Here is a 21,102-nt window from a genome sequence, read left to right on the forward strand (position 1 = left end):
CCTGACCTTTCCACGCTTTCTACATGCTCCACGACGTCAAAACCCTCGACCTCGATCCGCAAGGCCGTTACCGCGTGGTGATCGCCGGCCATTCCCACAAACCCCGAAACGAGTGGGTCGGCGACGGGCTTTATTTCAATCCCGGTGGCGCCGGGCCGCGGCGCTTTACGCTTCCAATCACGGTAGGGCGGTTGGAGGTGACCGAAGACGATGTAGTGGGTGACATCATCGAACTGCCGGTTTGATTATTCGACACCACTACCCTGTAGCTGCCCTACGTAGGCGGCGGTAAAGGCCGCTTCCTGAAAGGCCTTCAAACCTGTGTCGGGAAACGCAATTGGCAGCGGGTTGGCCGCCAGGGTGGATTTGATCAGGGCCGGGGGCAGCAGGGTCACCGTCAACTCAATACCGGTGATCAGTTGAATGGCCGCCTCCATTTTAAAGCTGATGGCACCACCGGCAAATTTGCCTTTTGGCATCCGCTCTTTGATCGCGACACTGGTGACCCCGTACTCGGCCATTAGCTCCGCAAAGGCCGCCTGGAACCGCTTCAGATCTTCACGGCTGTGGTTTTTCGGCAGTGACAGTTTGCGCACCTTGCATTCCGGCAGGTTGAACTGCCCCCTGTCCATATTCAGCAAACACACCACCGCATCGCTGCCCGTCAGCTCAACCCCGCAAACAATCATAGCCATTGCCCTCTGTGCCCCGGCTGTTGTCAGCCACAGCACTTCTTGAATTTGATACCACTTCCGCAGGTGCAGAAGTCGTTGCGGGAGGGCGATTTTACAGTGGTGACGGTCCCTCCTTTGTTCAGGAGAGCAGTGAGCTCGTTGATGGATTCAACGGCGCCCTCGCGGGTATCAACCGAAACATTCGCGTGCAGCTTCGCCCTGGCCACCTGTGCCTCAACTTCCTGCTTACGCGCTTCACTGGTAACCACCAGCGTTAGCGGATACTTCCTGCTGCCACTCTTTTGGCTGGCGTTGGTCTGAAAGCCGCCGTAAGCGGTGTGGTGCTGGCGAGCGTCCTGCCGACCCTTGAAGAAAAATTTATCTGACATGGCGACATCCTGGTGGTGAGAATACCCGAGCTACTGCCGGGAGGAGTCTTTTAGCACGCTTGCGGAAACGGCGATATAGGCAGATGTAATTTCCTGAGACGGCCCGGTGAAACAAGCACAAGGAGACAGCCATGAGCGGGAGCCCCCTGAAAAGTCGCATGTCGAGCTGACTACACTGAGGTAAGGCCTATTGCAGATGAGGGGAACGGCAATGATTGAAGTGTTAACTGGTTTTCCTGATAACGTACTGGCGTTCGCTTGTCATGGCCATGTCACGAAGCAAGATTACGAGTCGGTTCTTATGCCCGCTGTTGAGACGGCGCTTGAGAGTCAGTCCAAGTTGCGGCTCTACTACGAAACGGCCTCGGATTTTGATGGCATCGCCCCTGGAGCAGTCTGGGAAGATACCAAGGTGGGCTTGGGACACCTGGATCGTTGGGAGAAGTTTGCCGTTGTAACCGATGTGGGCTGGATAGGCCACACGATGAAGCTTTTCAGTTTCCTGATGCCTGGAGATCTACGCGTGTTTTCGACTGATCAAGCGGCTCAGGCGCGGGAATGGATTGTGGCGTGATACCTTAGTTCCTATTGTTAACGCCACGCCACGCCCCGGCGCTTCCAGAAATCGGGACAAATATAGAGGTCCCATGCATCTATTCAGGCTGTATTCACGATGAAATCAATCGCCCTGGCGTCACTGTTGGTCATCCTTCTGGGGTTTCTCGGTGTTCAGTATTACATTACTTCCGTCCCTGCTCTTGAGGCTCCCATCACCGTTGGTGAAGTCCGGGAAGTGAAGTCTGAAAAATCCCTCGTGGTTACCCTGGTGGATAGCGAAGGGCAGCGATTTACCGTCGGTCTCAGGGGCGATACCGCGAAACCGGAGGAAGCCGCGCTTTTCTATATCCGGAATCCGGATGTCATTCCCTATGTGTTCTGGCCGAATCTTCGAAGTAACGATGAGAAACGGGTTCTGGAATTGCTGGAGGACCTGATCGAATCTGACGCGTCAGACGTTGCCGCCGTTCGCAGCATCTACTCGGTCTTGAAGGAACGTAACTGACGATCAAGCGTTGCGTCTTCTAAACTTGAGTGAGCGCCAGCCATAATTGTCAGCGAGCCCACTGCCTCGCATCGCGACTCCGAAATCAGGTTGAGGCCCAATGCCATGCCAAACCCCCAGGGACTCTGAAAAAACCGGGACCGACTTATTTTGTGCACACTGTTTTTTTGACGTTATCAGCCCATTTCGAAAAATATCTATCAAACGAGAGCTATCAAACAATCATGACGAGAAAGACATTAAGTTTAACCCGAAAACGAAACAAAGATGCTAAACCAGTGGCTGAGGAAGCCGAAGCTATGGTTGAAGTTGAGGCTGATCCACAAAAACGTTTTTTAAATGCTGTGGCTATCAATCCAACGCCGGGGATTCGCTTGGAGTCAGGTTCAGAAAAACTCACGGTGCGCGCGATGGATTTGATCACGCCGATTGGAATGGGGCAGCGAGGTTTGATAGTTGCACCGCCGGGGTCTGGAAAATCGACGATTTTAAAACATATTTGCCAGGCGGTGGGAAAGGCGTATCCCGAGATTAAACTTTACGCGTTATTGGTAGATGAGCGACCCGAAGAGGTCACTGATTTCAGGCGTAGCGTCCCGGCTGAGGTACACGCTTCTTCTTCGGATGAAAGCTATGCTCATCACGTTCGCGTTGCCGATGAGCTTCTTGATATCGCCCGCCAACAAGCTGGCGAGGGTCACAACGTCATGATTGTGATTGATTCTCTCACGAGGCTTTCGCGTGTGCATAATGCGGAGCGAAAGGGCAGCGGTCGTACTATGTCTGGCGGGATGGATGCACGAGCGATGGAGATCCCGCGGAGGTTGTTTGGCGCTGCACGAAACATTGAGAATGGCGGCTCGCTGACCATTTTGGCAACCGTTTTGGTGGATACCGGCAGCCGTATGGACCAGGTTATCTTTGAGGAATTCAAGGGCACGGGGAACATGGAGCTGGTTTTGTCGAGAGACGTTGCGAATCAGCGAATCTTTCCCGCGCTGGATATTTCGAAAAGCAGTACACGCCGTGAAGAGCTGCTGTTGGATCCAAAAGATTTAGACAAAATAAGAGCATTGCGCCGGGCGCTTGGCGGTCTCAAACCGCTGGAGGGCACAAAAAAGCTGGTTGAGCTGCTTGAGAAGTACCCCACAAATGCCGAGCTTCTGAAAAATATCCCCGGGCCAGGATGATGAAGTAGGAAAACCGGGACAGATCTATTTTCAGCCCCGGTTTTCCCTAACATTGTCGGCTTTTGAAACCAGGTTGCTAAACCAGCGGCATTGAGTTGAACAGACCTGGCTTTCGGCGAAGGCCTACCATTTTCTTCCCGACGAGCCTGCGCAACACCTCCTCAATCCGGACGCGGGCTATCTGCTGGGCTCCAGGCTCACGGTGGCCGATATCGCAACTGCTGCATTGTTTGGCACCCTCGTCCACAGCTTTCCGGAACTCGCCGCAGATCTGGAACACAACGCCCCCCGGGTGGCGGGTCTCTGCCAACGAGTGGAGGACCATCCGTCGATCAGGCCTTTTCTTGAGGATCAGCGAAAGGAGTTGGGTAAGGCCTACTGTGGTGGTCAGATTGAGCGGTCCCTGCGGGACGTCATACGGTAGCGCCGAAATACTGTTGGGCCAGTTGTAACCAGGCGACTGCTGACGCCGGCCCCCGGCGCTATACTCTTCCAATCACGGTAGGGCGGCTGGAGGTGACCGAAGACCGTGTCGCGTGTGAAATTATTGAACTGCCGGTTTGATCCATCCGGTCCGCCGCTTCCAGAAACCGGAGGAAGCCGCGCTTTTCTATCTCCGAAATCAGGTTGAGGCCCAACGCCATGCCAAAACCCCAGGGACTCTGTATCGACATTTCCGGTGTGCTCCACGAAGGGGGAGAGGTCGTCACCGGCGCTCGGGAAGCCATTGCAAAGGTCCGCGAGGCGGGAGTGCCATGCCGCTTTCTCACCAACACTTCCCGCAAGCCGTCCCGGGCAGTGCTGGACCAACTCCGCGAACTGGGTTTCGAGGTCGATGAGAAAGAAGTGCTGACGGCACCGGCCGCTGTCGCGCGTTACGTGAAGGCCCGGAAACTTAAAGCCTGGCTGCTGGTGCATCCTGACATTGAGGAGGAGTTCGAACCGGCTTCATTTTCCGATGCAGATGCAGTCGTGGTCTGTGATGCCGGTGAACGCTTCGATTACCGTCGGCTGGATCAGGCCTTCGCTCTGCTGATGGAGGGCGCGCCCCTGCTGGCGGTGGGCATGAACCGTTACTTCAAGGCATCCGACGGTCTGCACCTGGATGCCGGCCCCTTCATTCGCGCCCTGGAGTATGCGGCCGGGGTGGAGGCCACCATCATTGGCAAGCCCGGCGAGGTCATGTTCCAGGAGGCCTGTGACAGCATGGGGCTGGCGCCGGGCGACTGCCTGATGATCGGCGACGATGTGGAAGCGGATATTGGCGGCGCCCGGAAGGCGGGGCTCCAGGCGGCGCTGGTGAAAACGGGCAAGTATCAGGAATCGGATGGAGCCCGGGCCGCGGAACTCGGCGCCGGTGTTTTCGACGATATCGCCGCTGTGGCATCACACTGGCTCAAAGTTCAATGAAACGAGGGATTAACATGATCGAAACCCCACTGGAATTTCCGAGTCACGGTACAACCTGTCGCGGTGTTCTTTACACCCCGGATGCCGACAGTAAAAGTTTACCGTGTGTCGTGATGGCGCATGGTTTTGGGCTGACTCATGCCAGTGGTCTGGCACCGTTTAAAGAAGCCTTCTGCAATGCGGGTTATGCGGTCTTTGCCTTTGACTACCGCCATTTCGGTGAAAGTGACGGTCAGCCACGACAGACGCTGAGCCCTCGGAAGGAAGTGGCAGATTGGCTGGCGGCACTGAATTTTGCGCGGCAGCTGGATCGTATCGATGGGAGCCGTATTTGCCTGTGGGGGACGTCGTTTTCTGGCGGGCTCGTGATTGCGGCTGCGGCAAAGGATGGAAACGTGCAATGCACCATCTCCCAATGCCCGATGATGGATGGTCTGGCGTCTTTGCTGGGTGTTGTCGGTTATGCCGGCCCTATGCAGGCGATGCGCCTGACCTGGCACGGAACGGTCGACTGGCTTCGTCGTGGGCTGGGGATGTCTCCCCGGTACGTTGCGTCGGCAGGCCGCCCCGGCGAGTTGGGCATGATGACGGCTGAGGACTGCCAGGAGGGGTATGTTCCTTTGCTGGCCGATAATGCGTCGAATTACGTTGCAGCGGGCGTGAGTTACGCGTTTCCCTTTTTCCGGCCCATCCGGTTGGCCAGCAAAGTCACCTGCCCGGCACTGGTGTTGATTTGCGACCAGGATACGGTCGCCCCGGCGAGTGTTGCGGCCAAAGCGGCAGAGAGAATGCCGAACGCGGAAGTGAAGCACTATCCGGTCGGTCATTTTGATGTTTATCGGGGCGAAGCTCTGGATCAGTCAATCGAAGATCAGCTTGATTTCCTGGCCCGGTTTTTCCGGTGAAGGCAAAAGCTGGGGCAGATTCATTGCCATCAGCCGACGCCATGCTCCATAACACTCTTCATGCTCAATACCTGCCCTTCCGTCACGGTCTCCATGACGATGTAGCTCCGTGAATCATTCACCCCCGGCAGCGCCAGGATGGTTGCGCCCAACAGCGAACGGTAGTGCTCGACATCCGCCACCCGGGCCTTGATCAGGTAATCGAAATTGCCGGACACCAGGTGGCACTCCTGGACTTCCGGAACGTCGATGGCGGCCTCCTTGAACTGTGCGAACACGTCCGGGCCGGTTCGGGTCAGGCTGATCTCGACAAACACCGTGAGGCCGATGCCCAATTTACGGGCGTTGAGGATGGCACGGTAGTTCTTGATATAGCCGTCCCGTTCGAGCTTCCGGACTCTTTCCAGGCAGGGCGTCGGGCTCAGGTTCACCCGGTTGGACAACTCGTGATTGGTGATCTTCGAGTTGTTCTGCAGCTCATCCAGGATGGCCAGGTCGATACGGTCCAGTTTCCGCATGGCGTTGCTCCTCATACCAGTAAGTTTCGCCGAAATAGAAGAAAATACTGTAGTTGAGAAAACAAAAGGATCAAATAATGAATTAGTAGTTTTATTCGGGATTTTATCCTGTCGGCCCTGATTAGACTTTAAAACGTCAGCGTGACCCGTGGGTCGCGTTCATTCACTGCCCGACAGGAGCAAATGCCTATGATTGTGGGTGTACCCAAAGAGATCAAAAACAATGAATTCCGGGTTGGACTGACGCCAGAGGCGGTCCATGAGTTGGTTGCCCAGGGCCATTCGGTGGTGGTGCAGACCGGTGCCGGTGCGGGTATCGATCTTACCGATGAACAATACGAGTCAGCAGGCGCCAGGCTGGTCCCGTCGGCCGAAGCCGTCTTCGAACAGGCGGAGATGATCGTCAAGGTCAAGGAGCCACAGGCCAGCGAGCGGGCCCTGCTGCGGCCTCACCACACGCTGTTTACCTACCTGCATCTGGCGCCGGACGTACCTCAGACCAAAGACCTCCTGGCCAGCGGCGCTACCTGCATCGCCTATGAGACCGTGACTGACAGTAACGGCGCGTTGCCGCTGCTGGCGCCCATGTCGGAAGTGGCGGGCCGTATGAGCATTCAGGCCGGCGCTCACTGCCTTGAGAGTTCCCGGGAAGGTCGGGGGCTGCTGCTGGGGGGTGTTCCCGGTGTGAACGCGGCCACGGTGGTGGTGATTGGCGGCGGCGTGGTGGGTTTCAACGCCACCCAGATGGCGGTCGGGATGGGCGCCCGAGTCACTGTGCTGGACACCTCCATTTCCGTGTTGCGCCGATTCGATGCGGTGTTTGGTAATCGGGTCCAGACCCTGTTTTCTTCCTCGAAGGCTGTTGCGGACGCCGTGTCGCAGGCGGATCTGGTCATTGGTGGTGTGCTGATTCCGGGAGCGGCCGCGCCCAAGCTGGTCAGTCGCGAGCTGATTTCCCGCATGAAGCCCGGCGCGGCGGTTGTGGATGTGGCCATCGACCAAGGCGGCTGCTTTGAAACCTCAACCCCGACGACCCACGCCGAGCCCACCTTCGTTGTGGATGGCGTGGTTCATTACTGCGTGGCCAACATGCCCGGCGCGGTGGCCCGAACCTCCAGTTACGCCCTGAACAACGCCACGCTGCCCTATGTCCTTCAGATCGCCAACAAAGGGGCCCCCCGGGCACTGGCAGACAGCGCGGGGCTGCTGAACGGTTTGAACGTGGTCAATGGCGTGCTGACCTGCCCATCGGTAGGTGCGGCCCAGGGTATCGACTCCATCACCCCGGAGCAGGGGCTGGCACTGATGCACTGATCCTTAACGCTCTAAACACCATACGACAACAACAAGAGGTATTGATCCAATGGATTCTGTGAGTTCTGTATTAGGGGACATTAACGCCATCGTCTGGGGGTGGCCCATGCTCATTCTCATTCTGGGCGTGGGCTTTTTTATGAGTCTTGGCCTGAAACTGATGCCGATCCTGCGCATCGGCACCGGGTTCAAACTGCTCGCCGGCGGCGTCAAGGTCGGTAAGGATGAAGAGCAGACCGGTGAGGTGTCGCCTTTCCAGGCGCTGATGACTGCCATGGCGGCCACGGTTGGCACCGGGAACATTGCGGGCGTTGCCACGGCGGTGTTCCTCGGCGGCCCGGGCGCGCTTTTCTGGATGTGGGTGACCGCCCTGGTGGGTATGGCCACCAAGTATTCGGAAGCGGTGTTGGCCGTGCGATTCCGTGAAGTGGATGAGGAGGGCAACCATGTCGGGGGCCCGATGTACTACCTGAAGAACGGCCTTGGCCGGCGCTGGGCCTGGCTGGGTTCCGCGTTTGCGATCTTTGGTGCCGTCGCCGGATTTGGTATTGGTAACACGGTTCAATCCAATTCCGTTGCCCAGGTCATGGAAACCAACTTTGGCGTGCCCGAACTGGTGACCGGCCTGGTAGTGATGGTACTGGTTGGAGCCGTGCTGATGGGCGGAATCCGACGCATCGGCTCAGTGGCCGGCAAGCTGGTGCCGGTCATGGCCGTCGCCTACATCCTGGCCGGCCTGGTGGTGCTTGCCATCAATGCCGATCAGATTGGCCCGGCCATGGCGCTGATCCTTGAGAGTGCGTTTTCAGGGCACGCGGCGCAAGGTGGCTTTGCCGGGGCGGCCGTTTGGGCGGCCATTCGCTTCGGTGTCGCCCGTGGTGTGTTTTCCAACGAGGCCGGCCTGGGCTCTGCCCCCATCGCCCATGCGGCCGCCAAGACCCGGGATCCGGTTCGTCAGGGGTTGATTGCCATGCTGGGTACCCTGCTGGACACCCTCGTCGTCTGCTCGGTCACCGGGCTGGTGATTGTCACCTCCGGTATCTGGGATTCCGGCGAGTCCGGCGCCGCATTGACCTCGGCGGCGTTCGGTCTTGCCTTGCCGGGGGTGGGGAACTATCTGGTCGCCATCGCGTTGGCGTTGTTCGCCTTCAGCACCATCCTGGGCTGGTCGTTCTATGGCGAGAAATGTGTGGAGTTTCTGTTTGGCACACGGGCGATCAAGCCATTTCGGGTGCTGTGGATCCTCGCCGTTCCCCTCGGCGCGGTTCTCAGCCTGGATTTTGTCTGGTTGGTGGCCGATACGCTGAATGCGCTTATGGCTTTGCCCAACCTGATTGCCATCGTTGCCCTCAGCCCGGTGGTCTTCCGATTGACGCGGGATTACTTCGAGCGCCAGGCGCTGGGTGTGCCCGTGGAATCCTCGGGAGCCGGTTCCTGAGGCCAGACGCTGGCGCATGATCAAAAAGGGGGCAGATTGACTTCAGGAGGGTCAGCCTGCCCCTTTACGCTTTGTAACATATTGAAATATAAATAAAAGGTAAGGGTGGCATCGCGTGTATTTCTGATATTCTCGGAGTAGTTCACAAACCTGGTACGTGACTGATGGGAGGATGGAACCACTGGATTCCTACCCGTCATACCGGGCAGGTCAGACCACCTGAACAATGGGATTTACACCAATGAATATGAAATCACTGCTCGTTTTTCTATCTCTGAGTGCCACCTCATTGGGTGCCGTTGCCGATGACACAGCCGACGCTGCGCTGGGTGGCGGTATTGGCGGAGCAATCGGGGCTGCCATCGGCAACGAAGTAGGCGGCAGGGACGGTGCTATTCTCGGCGGTGCCGTCGGTGCGGCAACGGGAACAGCCATTACCACTAGAGATCATGATAGAGAATACTATCGCGACCATGATCGCCGTCGTCATGACTATGATTATGACGATCGCCGGTCTTACCGTAAGTCTGGTGGCCATTTCTGCCCACCGGGCCAGGCGAAAAAGGGCAACTGCTGAAACGCGACAAGCCTGCCATTCGATCTGTGCGCATCAAAAAGCCTTTCTCCAACGGGAAGGCTTTTTTTTCGACCCTGAACTACCTGCTGGCGTAGTGGGTTGTTCCGGCTATGGGGTCTGCCAGGAAGCCGCCGCACCGGTGTGTGCGGCCCGCGGTATTTTTTCCCTGCCGGTAGTCCAGCTGTGGTTTGGCGGGCAGCGATTCGCGGAATTCGCGAGGGTGTTTTCCATGGGGGAGGTGCGGTCGGCTCTGGAGCGGCCCAGATTTACTCAAAAAAATGGAGATGTTATGACGGGACAACGCTTTACTGAATACAAGATGGTCCATATCACGGAGGGCGGCTGTGGCACATTGCTGCTGGGCTCCTCCGGCTTGCCCCTGAAAAAAATTGAAGCGGAACTAAACCGCTACGCTTCTGAAGGTTGGCAGGTTGTATTCCAGGTTCTGGAGATGAAGCGCTTCTGGCTGTTTTGGCAGCGTGAATCTGTGATTGTTACGTTGGGGCGCTAACAGGTGCTGAAGACGTTAGCTCTGAAGGCCATCGGGTTTTATCGTCGAACGGGTGGCGGCATCCGATGGTTTGGCATCGACTGCAATTTTGAACCGAGTTGCTCTGCCTATTCTGAACAGGCTATCCGGCAATTCGGTCTTCGCAAAGGTCTGGCATTAACTTTTCACCGTCTTCGCAGGTGCAACAGGTCGGACGCGATCTGTAAATGCATCGAGCCGGTCACCTGGGATATCGAGCATGTTGAAACAAGAAGAAGTTGATGCCGAGGAAGATTCGCTCAGAAAGGCGATTCGCGAGCTTTCAGAGGAGCAGCGGGCAGAATTCTATCGGCAAGCGGGGAAAGCGGTTAAGGATCCGGACACATACGCTGCATTGAACTGGTTTTTTATCACCGGATTGCACCATTTTTATCTGGGGCGCTGGCAATCGGGGCTGATTGATATTGGTGCTTTGCTTTTTGCTATTGGGTGTTTCGCAGCTGGTTTCGTTTGGCCCGGTGTTATCCTTCTTTTGATCGTTTATTCCTGGGAATTGTGGCAACTGTTCCGGTCCCAGATTATCGTTCAGAACTGGAATAATCGGCTTTATCGGGACTTGTTGAGTCGCTACCAACACCGCCGGTACCTCGGTTAACATCGGCTGCCAGCGCACAGAACGGATTCTGTGCTTCAACAGCAAGGAGAAGCTGGTGCCAAGACAGGCCAGGGTGATTGTGCCCGGCTTTATAAGGGAGGGCGATGGTGCCGATCATGGATCCGGACAGCTGGACGCTGTTACAGAGCATCGTGGTTTTCAGTATCTGTGCCCTGGTGATTGCTATCGCGGGGACACGCATCACGCGCGTGGTCGACCAGCTCGCCGACCGGACCGGGCTGGGTGAGGCGACAGCTGGAGCCGTGCTTCTGGGGGCAGCGACATCCCTAAGTGGTGCGGTGCTCTCGGTAACGGCCGCCTACCAGGGGCACCCGGAGCTGGCTGTCAGTAATGCCCTTGGGGGCATCGCGGTGCAGACCTTTTTCCTGGCCATTGCCGACATTGTCTATCGTCGCGCGAACCTGGAACACGCAGCTGCCTCAGCCCCGAACATGATGCAGAACGGACTGCTGATCGCGCTCCTGGCGTTGATCCTTTTGGCACCGAGCTTGCCGGATGTGACCCTCTGGAACATCCACCCCGTTACCCCAATACTGCTGGGCTTCTATTTCTACGGCACCCGGCTCATCCAGAGTGCCGGCGACAACCCCATGTGGCGCCCCTCCATTACCCGTGAGACCCGGGAGGACGAGCCGGAGACCAAGAACCAACTGGCATCAATGAGCCGTCTCTGGACGGAATTCACAGTGCTCATGGCAACGCTTGGAGTGGCTGGCCTGGTAATGGAGCCCGCCGCCACGACAATCAGCTCGGAAGCCGGGTTAAGCCAGACAATCGTCGGTGTTCTTCTGACAGCGATCAGTACGTCCATTCCGGAGCTGGTAACGTCAATTGCCGCGGTAAGGCAGGGTGCGCTCACACTCGCGGTGGCTGGCATCATCGGTGGGAATGCCTTCGATACGCTTTTCATGGCCGCTTCGGACATCGCCTACCGGGACGGCTCGCTCTACCACACGATGACCGCCGACTCGGAACGTTGGGTCGCACTGACCCTGTTGATGTCGGCCATCCTGATCATGGGGCTGATACGTCGGGAACGCTATGGCGTCGGTCGAATCGGTGCAGAGAGTCTGGCGATCATGGTGCTCTACGGGCTTGGTGTGGTGTTGATGTTCACTGGCTGAATTGGGCGTTCAAACGCCCCTTCGCTCAGATGAATGTCCAGGCCAATACCCTCGTAATCTTATTGCCCTGCTTCATCTCTATTTCCCGTATATCGACTGCACCGAGCTTACGAATCAACTTCTTTGCAGACTTAACATTGTCGGCTTTTGAAACCAGGCTGGTAAACCAGCGGCATTGAGTTGAATACACCTGGCTTTCTTTTATTAGCTTTTTGAGAAACAGCTGTTCGCCCCCCTTGCACCAAAGCTCTGCTCCCAGTCCGCCAAAATTCAGAGTGGGGGATTTGGTTTTTGCTTTCTGTTCACCTCGACTACGAGCAAGGTTATTGAGTTTAAGCTGGCTACCTTTAACTGCTTCATCGAGCGAGGCATGGAAGGGTGGGTTGCACACGCTGACGTCAAAGAACTCCCCGGCTTGAATGATCCCTTCAAAAATGTGGTTTTTATCGGGTTGCGTGCGCAGCGTGAAGCGGTCTTTGAGTGTGGGATTGTTGGCGATTATCGTGGCAACGTTCTCAAGCGACTGAGTGTTAATGTCACTACCGACACACTGCCAGCCGTAAATTTGGCAGGCCAGTATCGGGTAGATTCCATTTGCTCCAGTTCCTATATCGAGCAGCTTGATGTTGGGCTGTTCAGGCCCAAGCAAGTCAGCAATGTAATGGATATAGTCGGCTCTGCCCGGGATTGGAGGGCAAAGCGCGCCTTCTGGTATATCCCAGTCGACAATGTCGTAGTATCGGTTTAATAACGCGGCGTTGAGAGTTTTTACTGCCAATGGGTCTGCGAAATTGATGGAAAGGTCGCCGTGAGCGTTCGGTTTCACATGGGGGGCTAGCGCTGGGTGGTTTTTTACGAGAGCTGGGAAGTCATAGCCTTGGTTGTGTAGATTCCTCGGGTGCAGACCTTTGCGAACTGGCCTGGCCTGGTTTTTCTTACTTCGATGGACGGTGCTCACAGTAATAGGCCTGAGGCTTGGAGTTCAGAAGTAGAGTGGGTCTGGCTTAGTCCGTGATTATAATCTTTATGTATTTGTTGCGCATACTCGGCAGTTCGAGGGTAGCGACGGACCTGGGCATGATCGCTGCGGCAACCAAAACGGTTAGCGTCTACAGTCAATGTTCAGGGGCAATACGGCGGTTTGCAGGATTAGTAGTCCTGGGTTGCACCTATTCGCCGGATTTTCGACTTTCAGTAACTGGTAGAGAGGCAGCTTGGATGGCGACTATAAAACCCGGTGGCCTGGGAATTAAAACACGCCTTTTCCAGATCATTTTCGAGTCTGATACCCGCCTGGCCAAGGGCTTTGATGTTTTTTTGGCGTTGCTGATATTCCTCAGCGTGGGGATTATTCTCCTGGACAGTGTGCCGGAATATCACGCCCGCTACGGTGAGCTTTTTTTTGGTGTGGAGTGGGGCGTAACGCTGCTGTTCACCATTGAGCTGGCCCTGCGCATCTATTGCCTGGAGAAACCGAAGCTTTACCTGAAAAGCTTTTATGGGATTATCGACGTGCTGGCTGTCTTGCCCACCTGGCTGGCGCTGTTGTTCCCGGGGGCCCAGACTCTCGTCGTCGTGCGTCTGCTGCGGACCCTGCGTCTGTTCCGGGTACTGGAAATGATGACGGTAGTGGGCGAGGGCCGCCTGCTGATGGAAGCCCTGATTCGCAGCCGGCACCAGATCCTGCTTTTTCTGTTTGCCGTGTTGATGGTCGTGACCATCTTCTCTTCTTTGCTCTATCTGATTGAGCCGGCCGAGGCCGGCTTTACCAGTATTCCCACATCGATCTACTGGGGCATCGTGACACTGACAACCGTGGGCTATGGCGATATAACCCCGGTGACTGGCTGGGGCCAGTTCATTTCCATGATGATCATGTTGACGGGCTACTCGATCATCGCGCTGCCCGTCGGGGTTTTTTCCGCGGAAGTGATTCGCACCCTGCGCGCGGAACGTTACTCCGATGAAGCCTGCCCGGGATGCGGTAAACATCGCCATGAAGTCGACGCCAAATACTGTAAACACTGCGGTACCTGGCTTAATGAAGAGACGCCCGACCCGCGCAGCTCCGGATGATGTTCTTCGAGCCAGAATTATCCGGCTCACAGGAAAACCGGCCTCCGGGCGGGAACCTGGAGGCTCCCGCCCGGACGCGCCTAGTTTCTCCCTGCCAGCATCTGTATTCGTTTGATCGAGCCGCGCTCTGTTTCCGGGGCTGTCTCCAGCAGTCGACGGGCCCACTGCCCGGCGGATCCGGTATCGCCGCCCAGATCGGCCGCAAGGGCCGCTCCTTCCAGGGTGTTATACCGATTCGGCCAGGTTTGATCGGACTGCTGATAAGCGTCGAGAGCTTCGGCCGGGCGATCCAGGGCGAGTAACAGATCGCCAAGAGCCTCGTAGGGGGGGAGCAGGGTTCCGGGGCTGACCGGATGCTTCTCGACACTGGCTTCCAGCTGCCCGGCGGAACGCATCAGTTCGATGGCACGGTCTGGTTCACCCTCGGCCTGCGCAATCCACCCGGCAAGAATCCTCCGATCCACCTCAATGTAGGTCGAGAAACGCGGATCGGCAGCGGACCGGGCGGTTTCCGCCAGAGTCTCCAGGCGCTGTTCAGCCGTGCGGGCGGCTTCCAGATCACCGGTGTGGACGGCCCCAAGCCCGCGTGCAAACCAACTCAGAGCCTCGGGCCAGGGGAACATGTCCCAGTTAACATAGTCGACCGCACGAGGGGTAATGGCGGCCGCCGCTTCCCAATCCCGCTCCTCAACGGCCAACCTTGCGGGGATGGATGCCAGGTGGAAGGCGCCGGGGAAATTGGCCTGGTGTGGTCCGTTGGCCTGGGCGGACTCCCAGACGCTGCGTGCCGCGCTGTCTTCACCCCGCTGGAGGTGGCCATAGACCAGATAATCAAGGGCATGAATGTAGTGGAACGACGTGGCGCCATCGACCTTGTGATCGACCGCCACGTCTGCGGACTGCTGATTCCATTCGATCATCTGGGGCCAGTCACCGAGCCGCACATAAATGTGAGACGGCATGTGCAAGGCATGGGGAACGCTGGGGGCTATCCCGGTATAGGAGTCCACGATTTCAGTGGCGTTCCCAGCTCGGCCATCGGCATCCGTGGCATGTATGGAGTAATGCACGGCCCCGGGATGGGTGGGCTCGGCCTCCCAAACCGCACGCAGTACCTGTTCTGCTTCGTTGTACAGCGCCTTGCGGTCTTCGGCGGAAAGCGCCAGCGTCAAGCGGGACAAGGCATAAAGGGTAGCGACGTTAGCGTCGTCCGGGAAGGCCTGATAGGCCTGGTCCATACCCTCAATCCAGCCGGCCAGCCGCTCCCGGACCTGGTCGGTATCCGGCTCGAAGAACGCAGCGGTAGCGTCTATCAGCAGCCGTTCACGCTCATCTTCGGCAGCGTCACGCGCTTGCTGGATTTCCTGGCGACCCAGAGTGATATCCTCAGCAGTCGGTGTTGTGCCCCATAATGGCTGGAACAGCGATGTGGCGACACCCCAATGGGCCATGGCACAGTCGGGATCGGCCTGGATAATGGCGCTGAACTCGGCGCGGGCCTGGGTGTACATCATGTGATGCATCAGGCCCAGTGCGTGATCGACGTCAGCGCGCACACCGTCATCACAGTCGGCCTGAAAATTGACGGTGCCGACGTCATCCCCGGCGCTATGAGGATGATCTTCATTCATGGTGTCCTGATGTGCCAACGCGGGAGGGATAAAGCTCAGAGTAACCGCAAGTACTAAGTAAGAGATTGTGTTCATGACATGACTCCAGTGGACCGTATTGGTGGTGGAGCCGGCATGTCTACTCCGGTCAGAGTCTGAATACGAACTGCCAGTTACTGGCTCTGCATGCGCAGCTTATCACCTCAAATTTAGTCCTTTCGTGGCTGATTTAACAGCTACAGGCCTACTACGGGTGATGAAAAAAACCGGGACAGATTTATTGATGCCTCACAGGCAACGGCAGCTGCATTTGCTAGTATGACCGCCTTCTCCTCCTGATAGCGATTAAGCACCACGAATGAATGCGCCTTTCAAGCTGCGGCCTTACCAGCAGGAAGCGGTCGATGCCACGCTAAACCATTTCCGCAAGTCGGATGAATCCGCAGTTATCGTGCTGCCAACCGGTGCGGGTAAAAGCCTGGTCATTGCCGAGCTGGCCCGACTGGCCCGCCGCAAAATTCTGGTGCTGACCCACGTAAAAGAGCTTGTGGAGCAGAACCACGCCAAGTACCAGAGCTATGGATTAGAAGGCGGCATCTTCTCCGCCGGACTGAAGCGTAAGGAAAACCGGCATCAGGTAACCTTCGCCAGCGTGCAGTCCGTATCGGCGAATCTGGATCAGTTCCGGGATGAGTATTCGTTGGTCATCATCGATGAGTGCCATCGGGTCAGCGGTGAGGAAACCAGTCAGTATCAACGGATCATCGAGCTGCTACGGCAACAGAACGATTCCCTCAAAGTGCTCGGGCTCACCGCCACCCCCTATCGCTTGGCCATGGGCTGGATCTACCGCTATCACTACCGGGGCTTTGTTCGCGGCTCTGGTGAAGAGCAGGATAAGCCCTTCCAGCACTGCATCTACGAATTGCCGTTGAGCTACATGATCAATCGGGGATATCTCACCAAACCCGAGTTGGTGAACGCGGCGGTGGCGCAATACGATTTCTCCGCGCTGGCTCAGGATCGCTTTGGCGAATACGCCGAGAAGGACGTCAACCAGCTGCTGAGCAAACACAAGCGTGTGACCCGTGCCATCATTGAGCAGGTGATGGAGCTGGCCACTGAGCGCCAGGGGGTGATGATCTTTGCGGCCACGGTGGACCATGCCCGGGAGATCACCGGCTATCTGCCGGAAAACCAGACCGCCCTGGTGACCGGCGCGACCGATCTGAAAGATCGGGATCTGCTGATCCAGCGCTTCAAACAGCGGCAGTTGAAGTATCTGGTGAATGTGTCCGTGCTGACCACGGGCTTTGATGCGCCCCATGTGGACTTCATTGCCATTCTTCGGCCTACCCAGTCGGTCAGCCTGTATCAGCAGATTGTGGGCCGCGGTCTTCGTCTGGACGAAGGCAAGCAGGACTGCCTGGTGATTGATTACGCGGGCAACAGCGTGAACCTGCATCACCCGGAGGTGGGTGAGCCGAAACCGAACCCCGACAGTGAGCCGGTGCAGGTGTTCTGCCCGGGCTGTGGTTTTGCCAACATCTTCTGGGGCAAGACCGACAGTGAAAGCCGGGTGATCGAACACTACGGGCGCCGTTGTCAGGGGCTGCTGGAGCCTGCAGAAGAGGAAGGGGCGGCTGGGCAGAAGCAGCGCCCGGAACAGTGCGATTACCGATTCCGCTTCAAGGAATGCCCCCACTGCGGTGGCGAGAATGACATCGCGGCCCGCAACTGCCACCAGTGCCACCAAGCCATTATCGACCCGGACGATCAGCTACGTGACGCCCTGAAACTCAAAGATGCCATGGTAATCCGCTGCGCCGGCATCACGTTAAGTGTCGCCGGCAGCAAGCTGAAGATCACCTACCACGGCGAGGATGGGGAAGAACTCAGCGAGTCGTTTGATTTCAGCAAGCCGGCACAGCGCACCGTCTTTAACAAGCTGTTCGGACGTCGTTTCGCCAACAGCCAGGCCCCGAAAGCGTTCAGCAGGGCGGATGAGGTGCTTGAGTTGCAAGCCTTGTTGTCGGCACCGGATTTTGTGATAGCCCGCAAGCAGAAGCATTACTGGCAGGTGCAGGAACGGATCTTTGATTATCAGGGTACTTATCGAAAGGCGAATGAAGCCTAAAGTGCCCAAGTGACCGTCAACTCAGCTATCATGCCTCCCGACCGCACAGAAAGGATTCTGTGTTCTTCAAGCAAGGAGAGGCTGATTGCCGGAGTGCGAAATGATTAAGCCTAGTTGTTACAGCTGTCGGAAAAAATTTGAGCCATCGGCGCTGAGGGTTTCCTACTCCAAAAACTACTGTGAGGGCTGCGGGGTGGGGTTGTTTGGTGAGGATTACTTCAGTTTCACCAGAAAGCCCTCCCCAACTACCCGGAAGAACCTGGCTGTCCATTTTTCAGTGCTGCTTTTCGGGGTTGCCTGCTTTTCGTTATGGTTTTTTCTCCCCTGAAGTCGGCGCCGCTGCCGGCTATAATGGCGTACTTTAAACCGTCGCAGAGAACCCTATGCCAATCGAAAAGAACCAAGTCGTCATGTTTCACTACAGCGTCCGTGATGATCAGGGCAACGTCATTGAAGACTCCCACGGCGGCGAGCCGAACGCCTACCTGCATGGCCACGGCGGCGTTATCCGGGGCCTGGAAGAAGCCCTGGAAGGTCGCGATGCCGGCGATACGTTCAGCGTTACCGTCACTCCGGAAAAAGCCTACGGTCCGCGCAAGGACGATGCCCTGCAACGTATGCCAATCAAGCATCTGGTCGGTGCCAAACGCTGGAAGAAGGGCATGATCGCCCAGGTGCAAACCGAGTACGGCCCTCGCCATGTGGTTGTCGTTAAGGTCGGCCACAAGTTTGCCGATGTCGACACCAACCATCCGATGGCCGGTAAAACCCTGACCTTTGATATCGAAATCCTTGAAGTCCGCGCTGCCGATCCGGAAGAGCTGGCGCACGGCCATGTGCATGGGCCGGGTGGGCATCATCATTGAGGAATTAAGGGGGCGTAAACATGCAAATCGGCGTCATCGCAGACACCCACAGCAAGATGCGCCCCGAAGCCCTTGAGGTATTGAAGGGCGCGGACGTGATTCTTCACGCCGGTGACGTCGGGCGCGACGAGGTTATGGAAGCGCTGGAGTCCATCGCGCCGGTGGTGGCGATTCGCGGCAATATCGACACAACAGGCCGTGCCGCGAAGCTTCCCGATGTTCAGGATCTGGAATTCCTCGGCCACGCTTTCTACATGCTCCACGACGTCAAAACCCTCGACATCGATCCGCAAGGCCGTTATCGCGTGGTGATCGCCGGCCATTCCCACAAACCCCGTAACGAGTGGATCGGCGACGTGCTTTATTTCAATCCCGGTGGCGCCGGGCCCCGGCGTTTTACCCTGCCGATCACGGTAGGGCGGCTGGAAGTGAGCGAAGACGGCGTGGCGGGTGAAATCATCGAACTGCCGGTTTGATCAATCCGGCCCGCAGCGTCAGTTCAGTTTCGATCCAGATTTGTCTGCACTCTCAATCAGCCAAGCAGCGGCTCAATGTGAATGTTCACCGAGCAGATAGTGAACCAGCGCATTCAGGCTTTCTTCGGACATTCGCCACCGTGGCATCGTATCGTCTAATGGCTCCCCGTCGGGACCGATGCCGTTCACGATGGCGTCTTTAAGCGATGATTCGTCGTAGGATGCATGGTCGTGGCCGTCGTTATGCTCTTGCTCCAGTGCCTCTTCCGTTAAAGCCGGAGCCACCACCCAGAATCGAGGCCACATGATTGCGCCGCCTTGCTTGTCCGCACTGTGGCATGTGGCACAGCTGCCACCATGCATCTGCATATGATGGTGCCCACCCACAGGACGGATCCGCTCACCGGAGTTTGAGACGCCGGTAAAATAGAGGCGTTCCCCTTCACTAGTAAAGCTACTGGGAGCGTTCTCGACGCTGTCCCAACCGCGATTGGTATCCATGCATCCGGAAACTCCCACTGCGACCAGGGCAAGCCCCACGAAACTCCCGATCCAATTGTATTTCACTGTTTCAGTTACCCCTTTTGCCTAAGGAAATGCTCGATGCCCAAATTTTTGCGTATCGTAACTCTGGACTGGGCGTGATAGAGAGCAGAAGTCGTGAATCGGGCCAGGTCTGTGGTGCGACAACAAGGAGAACCTGAAGATCAGCCAATGGCTGTAATCTCATGGCATTCGTTGAAACACGAGTAGCCGGTTGTTGGCAGGCATGGGGTGATTTTCGGCAAGCGTCATCCCGGCCGATTCCGCCAGAGCGCTGAGGTCCAGCAGGTCCCGGATGCCCATATGAGCGGCCTGGGATCTCAGGTGCTGATCAAAACGGCGGTTGCTGTCACTCGAGTATTCGCCACGGTTATTGAACGGGCCGTACAGGCAGAAGGCACCGTCCTCTGGCAAGCGCTCACCGATACCCCGGAACATCTGTTCGACTTCGCTCCAGGCCATGATGTGCGCGGTATTTGCGGAGAAGGCCCAGGTGAAGGATTCAACGGGCCAGTGGTCAGTACCAACGTCCAGATCAATGATCGGTAGAATATTGGGTAGTGCGGCCCGTTCCAATCGAGGGCGACTTATGTGTGTAGCATCGGGATGGTCGGTCGGTTGCCACTGCAGGTGGGGCATGGCCTTTGCGAAATGCACGGCGTGCTGTCCAGTGCCTGTCCCCACCTCCAATACTTTGCCCGGTGCCTCAAAAACCTCACGCAGTCTTCCCAGGATCGGGGCTTTGTTGTTCTCGCAAGCTTGAGAGAAGGGCAGGTTGGTCGTCATCGAGTCATACTCTCCTTTCTTTGAACGCCATGAAAACCGGGACAGATCTGCTTTCTAGGGGCTTTTGATGTAAAAAACGTTCTTGTCCCGGACGCTCATCTCGAATAATTCACTGGCGCGAATGAGGTCACTCAGCTTTTTGTACCCGTAGTTCACGGGGGAGAAAGAGCTGTTGTTGGAAATGTACTGGCCAACCTTGCCGAGATGCGCCCAGCCATCGTCATCAGCCGTTTGTTCCACCGCCGTTCTGAGAGTCCGCACCAGAATGGTGTCACCCCGCAATTTGTTGCGGCCCCATTTGGTTTCCACAGTTGGTTTGGGCGCACCTTCGTCGCTGGCGCTATCGGTTTCCTCACTGCTTTCGCGCAGGTTCTCTGTGTAAATAAATTGGGAGCAGGCGTTCACAAAGGGCATGGGAGTTTTGCGCTCGCCGAAACCGAATACCGGTAGCCCGGCCTCGAGAATGCGCATGACTAAGGGCGTAAAGTCAGAGTCGCTGGTCATGAGTGCGAAGGCATCGACATTTCCGCTGTAGAGTAGATCCATGGCGTCGATGATCATTGAGGCGTCAGTGGCGTTTTTGCCAGAGGTGTAGGCAAATTGCTGAACTGGCCGAATGGCGTTCGCGTGCAGTTTTTCGATCCAGCCACCCAGTTGCGGACCATTCCAGTTGCCGTGGGCATGGCGTACGTTCACTGCACCGTACTTGGCAAGTTCCTGAAGCACTCCTTCAATCGATTGGTGGCTGACGTTGTCACAGTCGATGAGGAGGGCGATTTTGTAGTTAGTGTTCATCTTCTCTGAGCTGTCCCTGTCTTGGATGGTTCATTGCCATGTTAG

The 21,102-nt window shown here is 56.9% G+C and carries 25 protein-coding genes and 1 pseudogene; 17 read left to right on the plus strand and 9 right to left on the minus strand.

Features of this window, described 5'->3' with window-relative positions; all coding sequences use genetic code 11:
- Window positions 1-23 precede the first annotated feature (23 nt).
- Window positions 24-245 (plus strand): metallophosphoesterase family protein, encoded by a 222-nt coding sequence (locus QQF73_RS04360; RefSeq protein WP_425607948.1) that lies wholly within the window; start codon window positions 24-26, stop codon window positions 243-245.
- Here the strand turns inward: QQF73_RS04360 and QQF73_RS04365 are convergent, their stop codons facing one another.
- Both QQF73_RS04365 and QQF73_RS04370 read right to left on the minus strand, forming a co-directional pair.
- Window positions 246-689, minus strand: a complete 444-nt coding sequence (locus QQF73_RS04365) for a DUF3010 family protein (RefSeq protein WP_219868063.1) — start codon at window positions 687-689, stop codon at window positions 246-248.
- Window positions 690-718: 29 nt separating this feature from the next.
- Window positions 719-1,063: a PBPRA1643 family SWIM/SEC-C metal-binding motif protein gene (locus QQF73_RS04370; protein ID WP_285367356.1), complete on the minus strand. Its 345-nt coding sequence runs from the start codon at window positions 1,061-1,063 to the stop codon at window positions 719-721.
- 211 nt (window positions 1,064-1,274) lie between these two features.
- Here QQF73_RS04370 and QQF73_RS04375 point away from each other — a divergent pair, with 211 nt between their 5' ends.
- The 6 genes and pseudogenes from QQF73_RS04375 (at window position 1,275) to QQF73_RS04400 (ending at window position 5,631) form a co-directional block, all read left to right on the plus strand.
- Window positions 1,275-1,637 carry a SpoIIAA family protein gene (locus QQF73_RS04375; protein WP_285367358.1) on the plus strand — a complete coding sequence of 121 codons (363 nt, stop codon included), beginning with the start codon at window positions 1,275-1,277 and terminating at the stop codon, window positions 1,635-1,637.
- Window positions 1,638-1,736: 99 nt separating this feature from the next.
- Window positions 1,737-2,126, plus strand: coding sequence for a hypothetical protein (locus QQF73_RS04380; RefSeq protein WP_219866668.1), 390 nt, complete (start codon window positions 1,737-1,739; stop codon window positions 2,124-2,126).
- A gap of 152 nt (window positions 2,127-2,278) precedes the next feature.
- Window positions 2,279-3,316 (plus strand): transcription termination factor Rho, encoded by a 1,038-nt coding sequence (rho, locus tag QQF73_RS04385; protein ID WP_285367360.1) that lies wholly within the window; start codon window positions 2,279-2,281, stop codon window positions 3,314-3,316.
- A 160-nt stretch (window positions 3,317-3,476) separates the two neighbouring features.
- Window positions 3,477-3,740, plus strand: a pseudogene (locus tag QQF73_RS04390) (glutathione S-transferase family protein); the annotation flags it as partial.
- Window positions 3,741-3,958: 218 nt separating this feature from the next.
- A complete protein-coding gene (locus QQF73_RS04395) occupies window positions 3,959-4,726 on the plus strand; it encodes a TIGR01458 family HAD-type hydrolase (RefSeq protein ID WP_219866667.1) in 768 nt (255 codons plus the stop codon).
- 14 nt (window positions 4,727-4,740) lie between these two features.
- A complete protein-coding gene (locus QQF73_RS04400) occupies window positions 4,741-5,631 on the plus strand; it encodes an alpha/beta fold hydrolase (RefSeq protein WP_285367363.1) in 891 nt (296 codons plus the stop codon).
- Between the two features lie 29 nt (window positions 5,632-5,660).
- On the opposite strand, the gene QQF73_RS04405 is transcribed toward QQF73_RS04400, so the two are convergent.
- Window positions 5,661-6,149 carry an Lrp/AsnC ligand binding domain-containing protein gene (locus tag QQF73_RS04405; protein ID WP_416383197.1) on the minus strand — a complete coding sequence of 163 codons (489 nt, stop codon included), beginning with the start codon at window positions 6,147-6,149 and terminating at the stop codon, window positions 5,661-5,663.
- Window positions 6,150-6,338: 189 nt separating this feature from the next.
- On the opposite strand from QQF73_RS04405, the gene ald reads away from it, so the two are divergent.
- Window positions 6,339-7,463: an alanine dehydrogenase gene (ald, locus tag QQF73_RS04410; protein WP_285367365.1), complete on the plus strand. Its 1,125-nt coding sequence runs from the start codon at window positions 6,339-6,341 to the stop codon at window positions 7,461-7,463.
- A gap of 49 nt (window positions 7,464-7,512) precedes the next feature.
- Entirely contained in the window at window positions 7,513-8,901 is a 1,389-nt protein-coding gene (locus QQF73_RS04415) for an alanine/glycine:cation symporter family protein (protein ID WP_219866663.1), read from the plus strand.
- A 286-nt stretch (window positions 8,902-9,187) separates the two neighbouring features.
- Here QQF73_RS04415 and QQF73_RS04420 read toward each other — a convergent pair whose 3' ends face one another.
- Window positions 9,188-9,352, minus strand: coding sequence for a hypothetical protein (locus QQF73_RS04420; protein ID WP_219866662.1), 165 nt, complete (start codon window positions 9,350-9,352; stop codon window positions 9,188-9,190).
- On the opposite strand from QQF73_RS04420, the gene QQF73_RS04425 reads away from it, so the two are divergent.
- From QQF73_RS04425 to QQF73_RS04435, 4 genes are all read left to right on the plus strand, one after another.
- Window positions 9,351-9,989: a DUF4177 domain-containing protein gene (locus QQF73_RS04425; protein ID WP_285367368.1), complete on the plus strand. Its 639-nt coding sequence runs from the start codon at window positions 9,351-9,353 to the stop codon at window positions 9,987-9,989. The genes QQF73_RS04420 and QQF73_RS04425 overlap by 2 nt on opposite strands.
- A 3-nt stretch (window positions 9,990-9,992) precedes the next feature.
- On the plus strand, window positions 9,993-10,250 hold the full coding sequence (yidD, locus tag QQF73_RS19255) for a membrane protein insertion efficiency factor YidD (protein ID WP_425607949.1): 258 nt from the start codon (window positions 9,993-9,995) through the stop codon (window positions 10,248-10,250).
- The gene (locus tag QQF73_RS04430) at window positions 10,228-10,623 is read left to right on the plus strand and encodes a TM2 domain-containing protein (RefSeq protein ID WP_285367370.1); all 396 of its coding nucleotides are present in this window, start codon (window positions 10,228-10,230) and stop codon (window positions 10,621-10,623) included. The genes yidD and QQF73_RS04430 overlap by 23 nt, the downstream gene beginning before the upstream one ends.
- 104 nt (window positions 10,624-10,727) lie before the next feature.
- Complete coding sequence (locus tag QQF73_RS04435) at window positions 10,728-11,768, plus strand: sodium:calcium antiporter (protein ID WP_219866659.1); 1,041 nt, start codon at window positions 10,728-10,730, stop codon at window positions 11,766-11,768.
- Window positions 11,769-11,793: 25 nt separating this feature from the next.
- Here QQF73_RS04435 and rlmF read toward each other — a convergent pair whose 3' ends face one another.
- Entirely contained in the window at window positions 11,794-12,726 is a 933-nt protein-coding gene (gene rlmF / locus QQF73_RS04440; RefSeq protein WP_285367372.1) for a 23S rRNA (adenine(1618)-N(6))-methyltransferase RlmF, read from the minus strand.
- Between the two features lie 260 nt (window positions 12,727-12,986).
- Here rlmF and QQF73_RS04445 point away from each other — a divergent pair, with 260 nt between their 5' ends.
- A complete protein-coding gene (locus QQF73_RS04445; protein ID WP_219866657.1) occupies window positions 12,987-13,844 on the plus strand; it encodes an ion transporter in 858 nt (285 codons plus the stop codon).
- 80 nt (window positions 13,845-13,924) lie between these two features.
- Here QQF73_RS04445 and QQF73_RS04450 read toward each other — a convergent pair whose 3' ends face one another.
- Entirely contained in the window at window positions 13,925-15,550 is a 1,626-nt protein-coding gene (locus QQF73_RS04450; protein ID WP_285367374.1) for a tetratricopeptide repeat protein, read from the minus strand.
- Window positions 15,551-15,812: 262 nt separating this feature from the next.
- Between QQF73_RS04450 and radD the strand changes: the two genes are divergently transcribed.
- The 3 genes from radD (at window position 15,813) to QQF73_RS04465 (ending at window position 18,933) form a co-directional block, all read left to right on the plus strand.
- Window positions 15,813-17,591: a DNA repair helicase RadD gene (gene radD, locus QQF73_RS04455; RefSeq protein WP_285367376.1), complete on the plus strand. Its 1,779-nt coding sequence runs from the start codon at window positions 15,813-15,815 to the stop codon at window positions 17,589-17,591.
- A gap of 383 nt (window positions 17,592-17,974) precedes the next feature.
- Window positions 17,975-18,457: an FKBP-type peptidyl-prolyl cis-trans isomerase gene (locus tag QQF73_RS04460; protein WP_285367377.1), complete on the plus strand. Its 483-nt coding sequence runs from the start codon at window positions 17,975-17,977 to the stop codon at window positions 18,455-18,457.
- Window positions 18,458-18,477: 20 nt separating this feature from the next.
- Entirely contained in the window at window positions 18,478-18,933 is a 456-nt protein-coding gene (locus tag QQF73_RS04465) for a metallophosphoesterase family protein (RefSeq protein ID WP_219866653.1), read from the plus strand.
- A 72-nt stretch (window positions 18,934-19,005) separates the two neighbouring features.
- On the opposite strand, the gene QQF73_RS04470 is transcribed toward QQF73_RS04465, so the two are convergent.
- The 3 genes from QQF73_RS04470 to QQF73_RS04480 all read right to left on the minus strand — a co-directional run bounded on the left by QQF73_RS04470 (window position 19,006) and on the right by QQF73_RS04480 (window position 21,057).
- Entirely contained in the window at window positions 19,006-19,434 is a 429-nt protein-coding gene (locus tag QQF73_RS04470; protein ID WP_219866652.1) for a c-type cytochrome, read from the minus strand.
- A 225-nt stretch (window positions 19,435-19,659) separates the two neighbouring features.
- A complete protein-coding gene (locus tag QQF73_RS04475; protein ID WP_219866651.1) occupies window positions 19,660-20,262 on the minus strand; it encodes a DUF938 domain-containing protein in 603 nt (200 codons plus the stop codon).
- 54 nt (window positions 20,263-20,316) lie between these two features.
- Window positions 20,317-21,057, minus strand: coding sequence for an NYN domain-containing protein (locus tag QQF73_RS04480; protein WP_219866650.1), 741 nt, complete (start codon window positions 21,055-21,057; stop codon window positions 20,317-20,319).
- Window positions 21,058-21,102 lie beyond the last annotated feature (45 nt).

It is taken from the genome of Marinobacter albus (assembly GCF_030238305.1).
Lineage (GTDB): Bacteria > Pseudomonadota > Gammaproteobacteria > Pseudomonadales > Oleiphilaceae > Marinobacter > Marinobacter albus.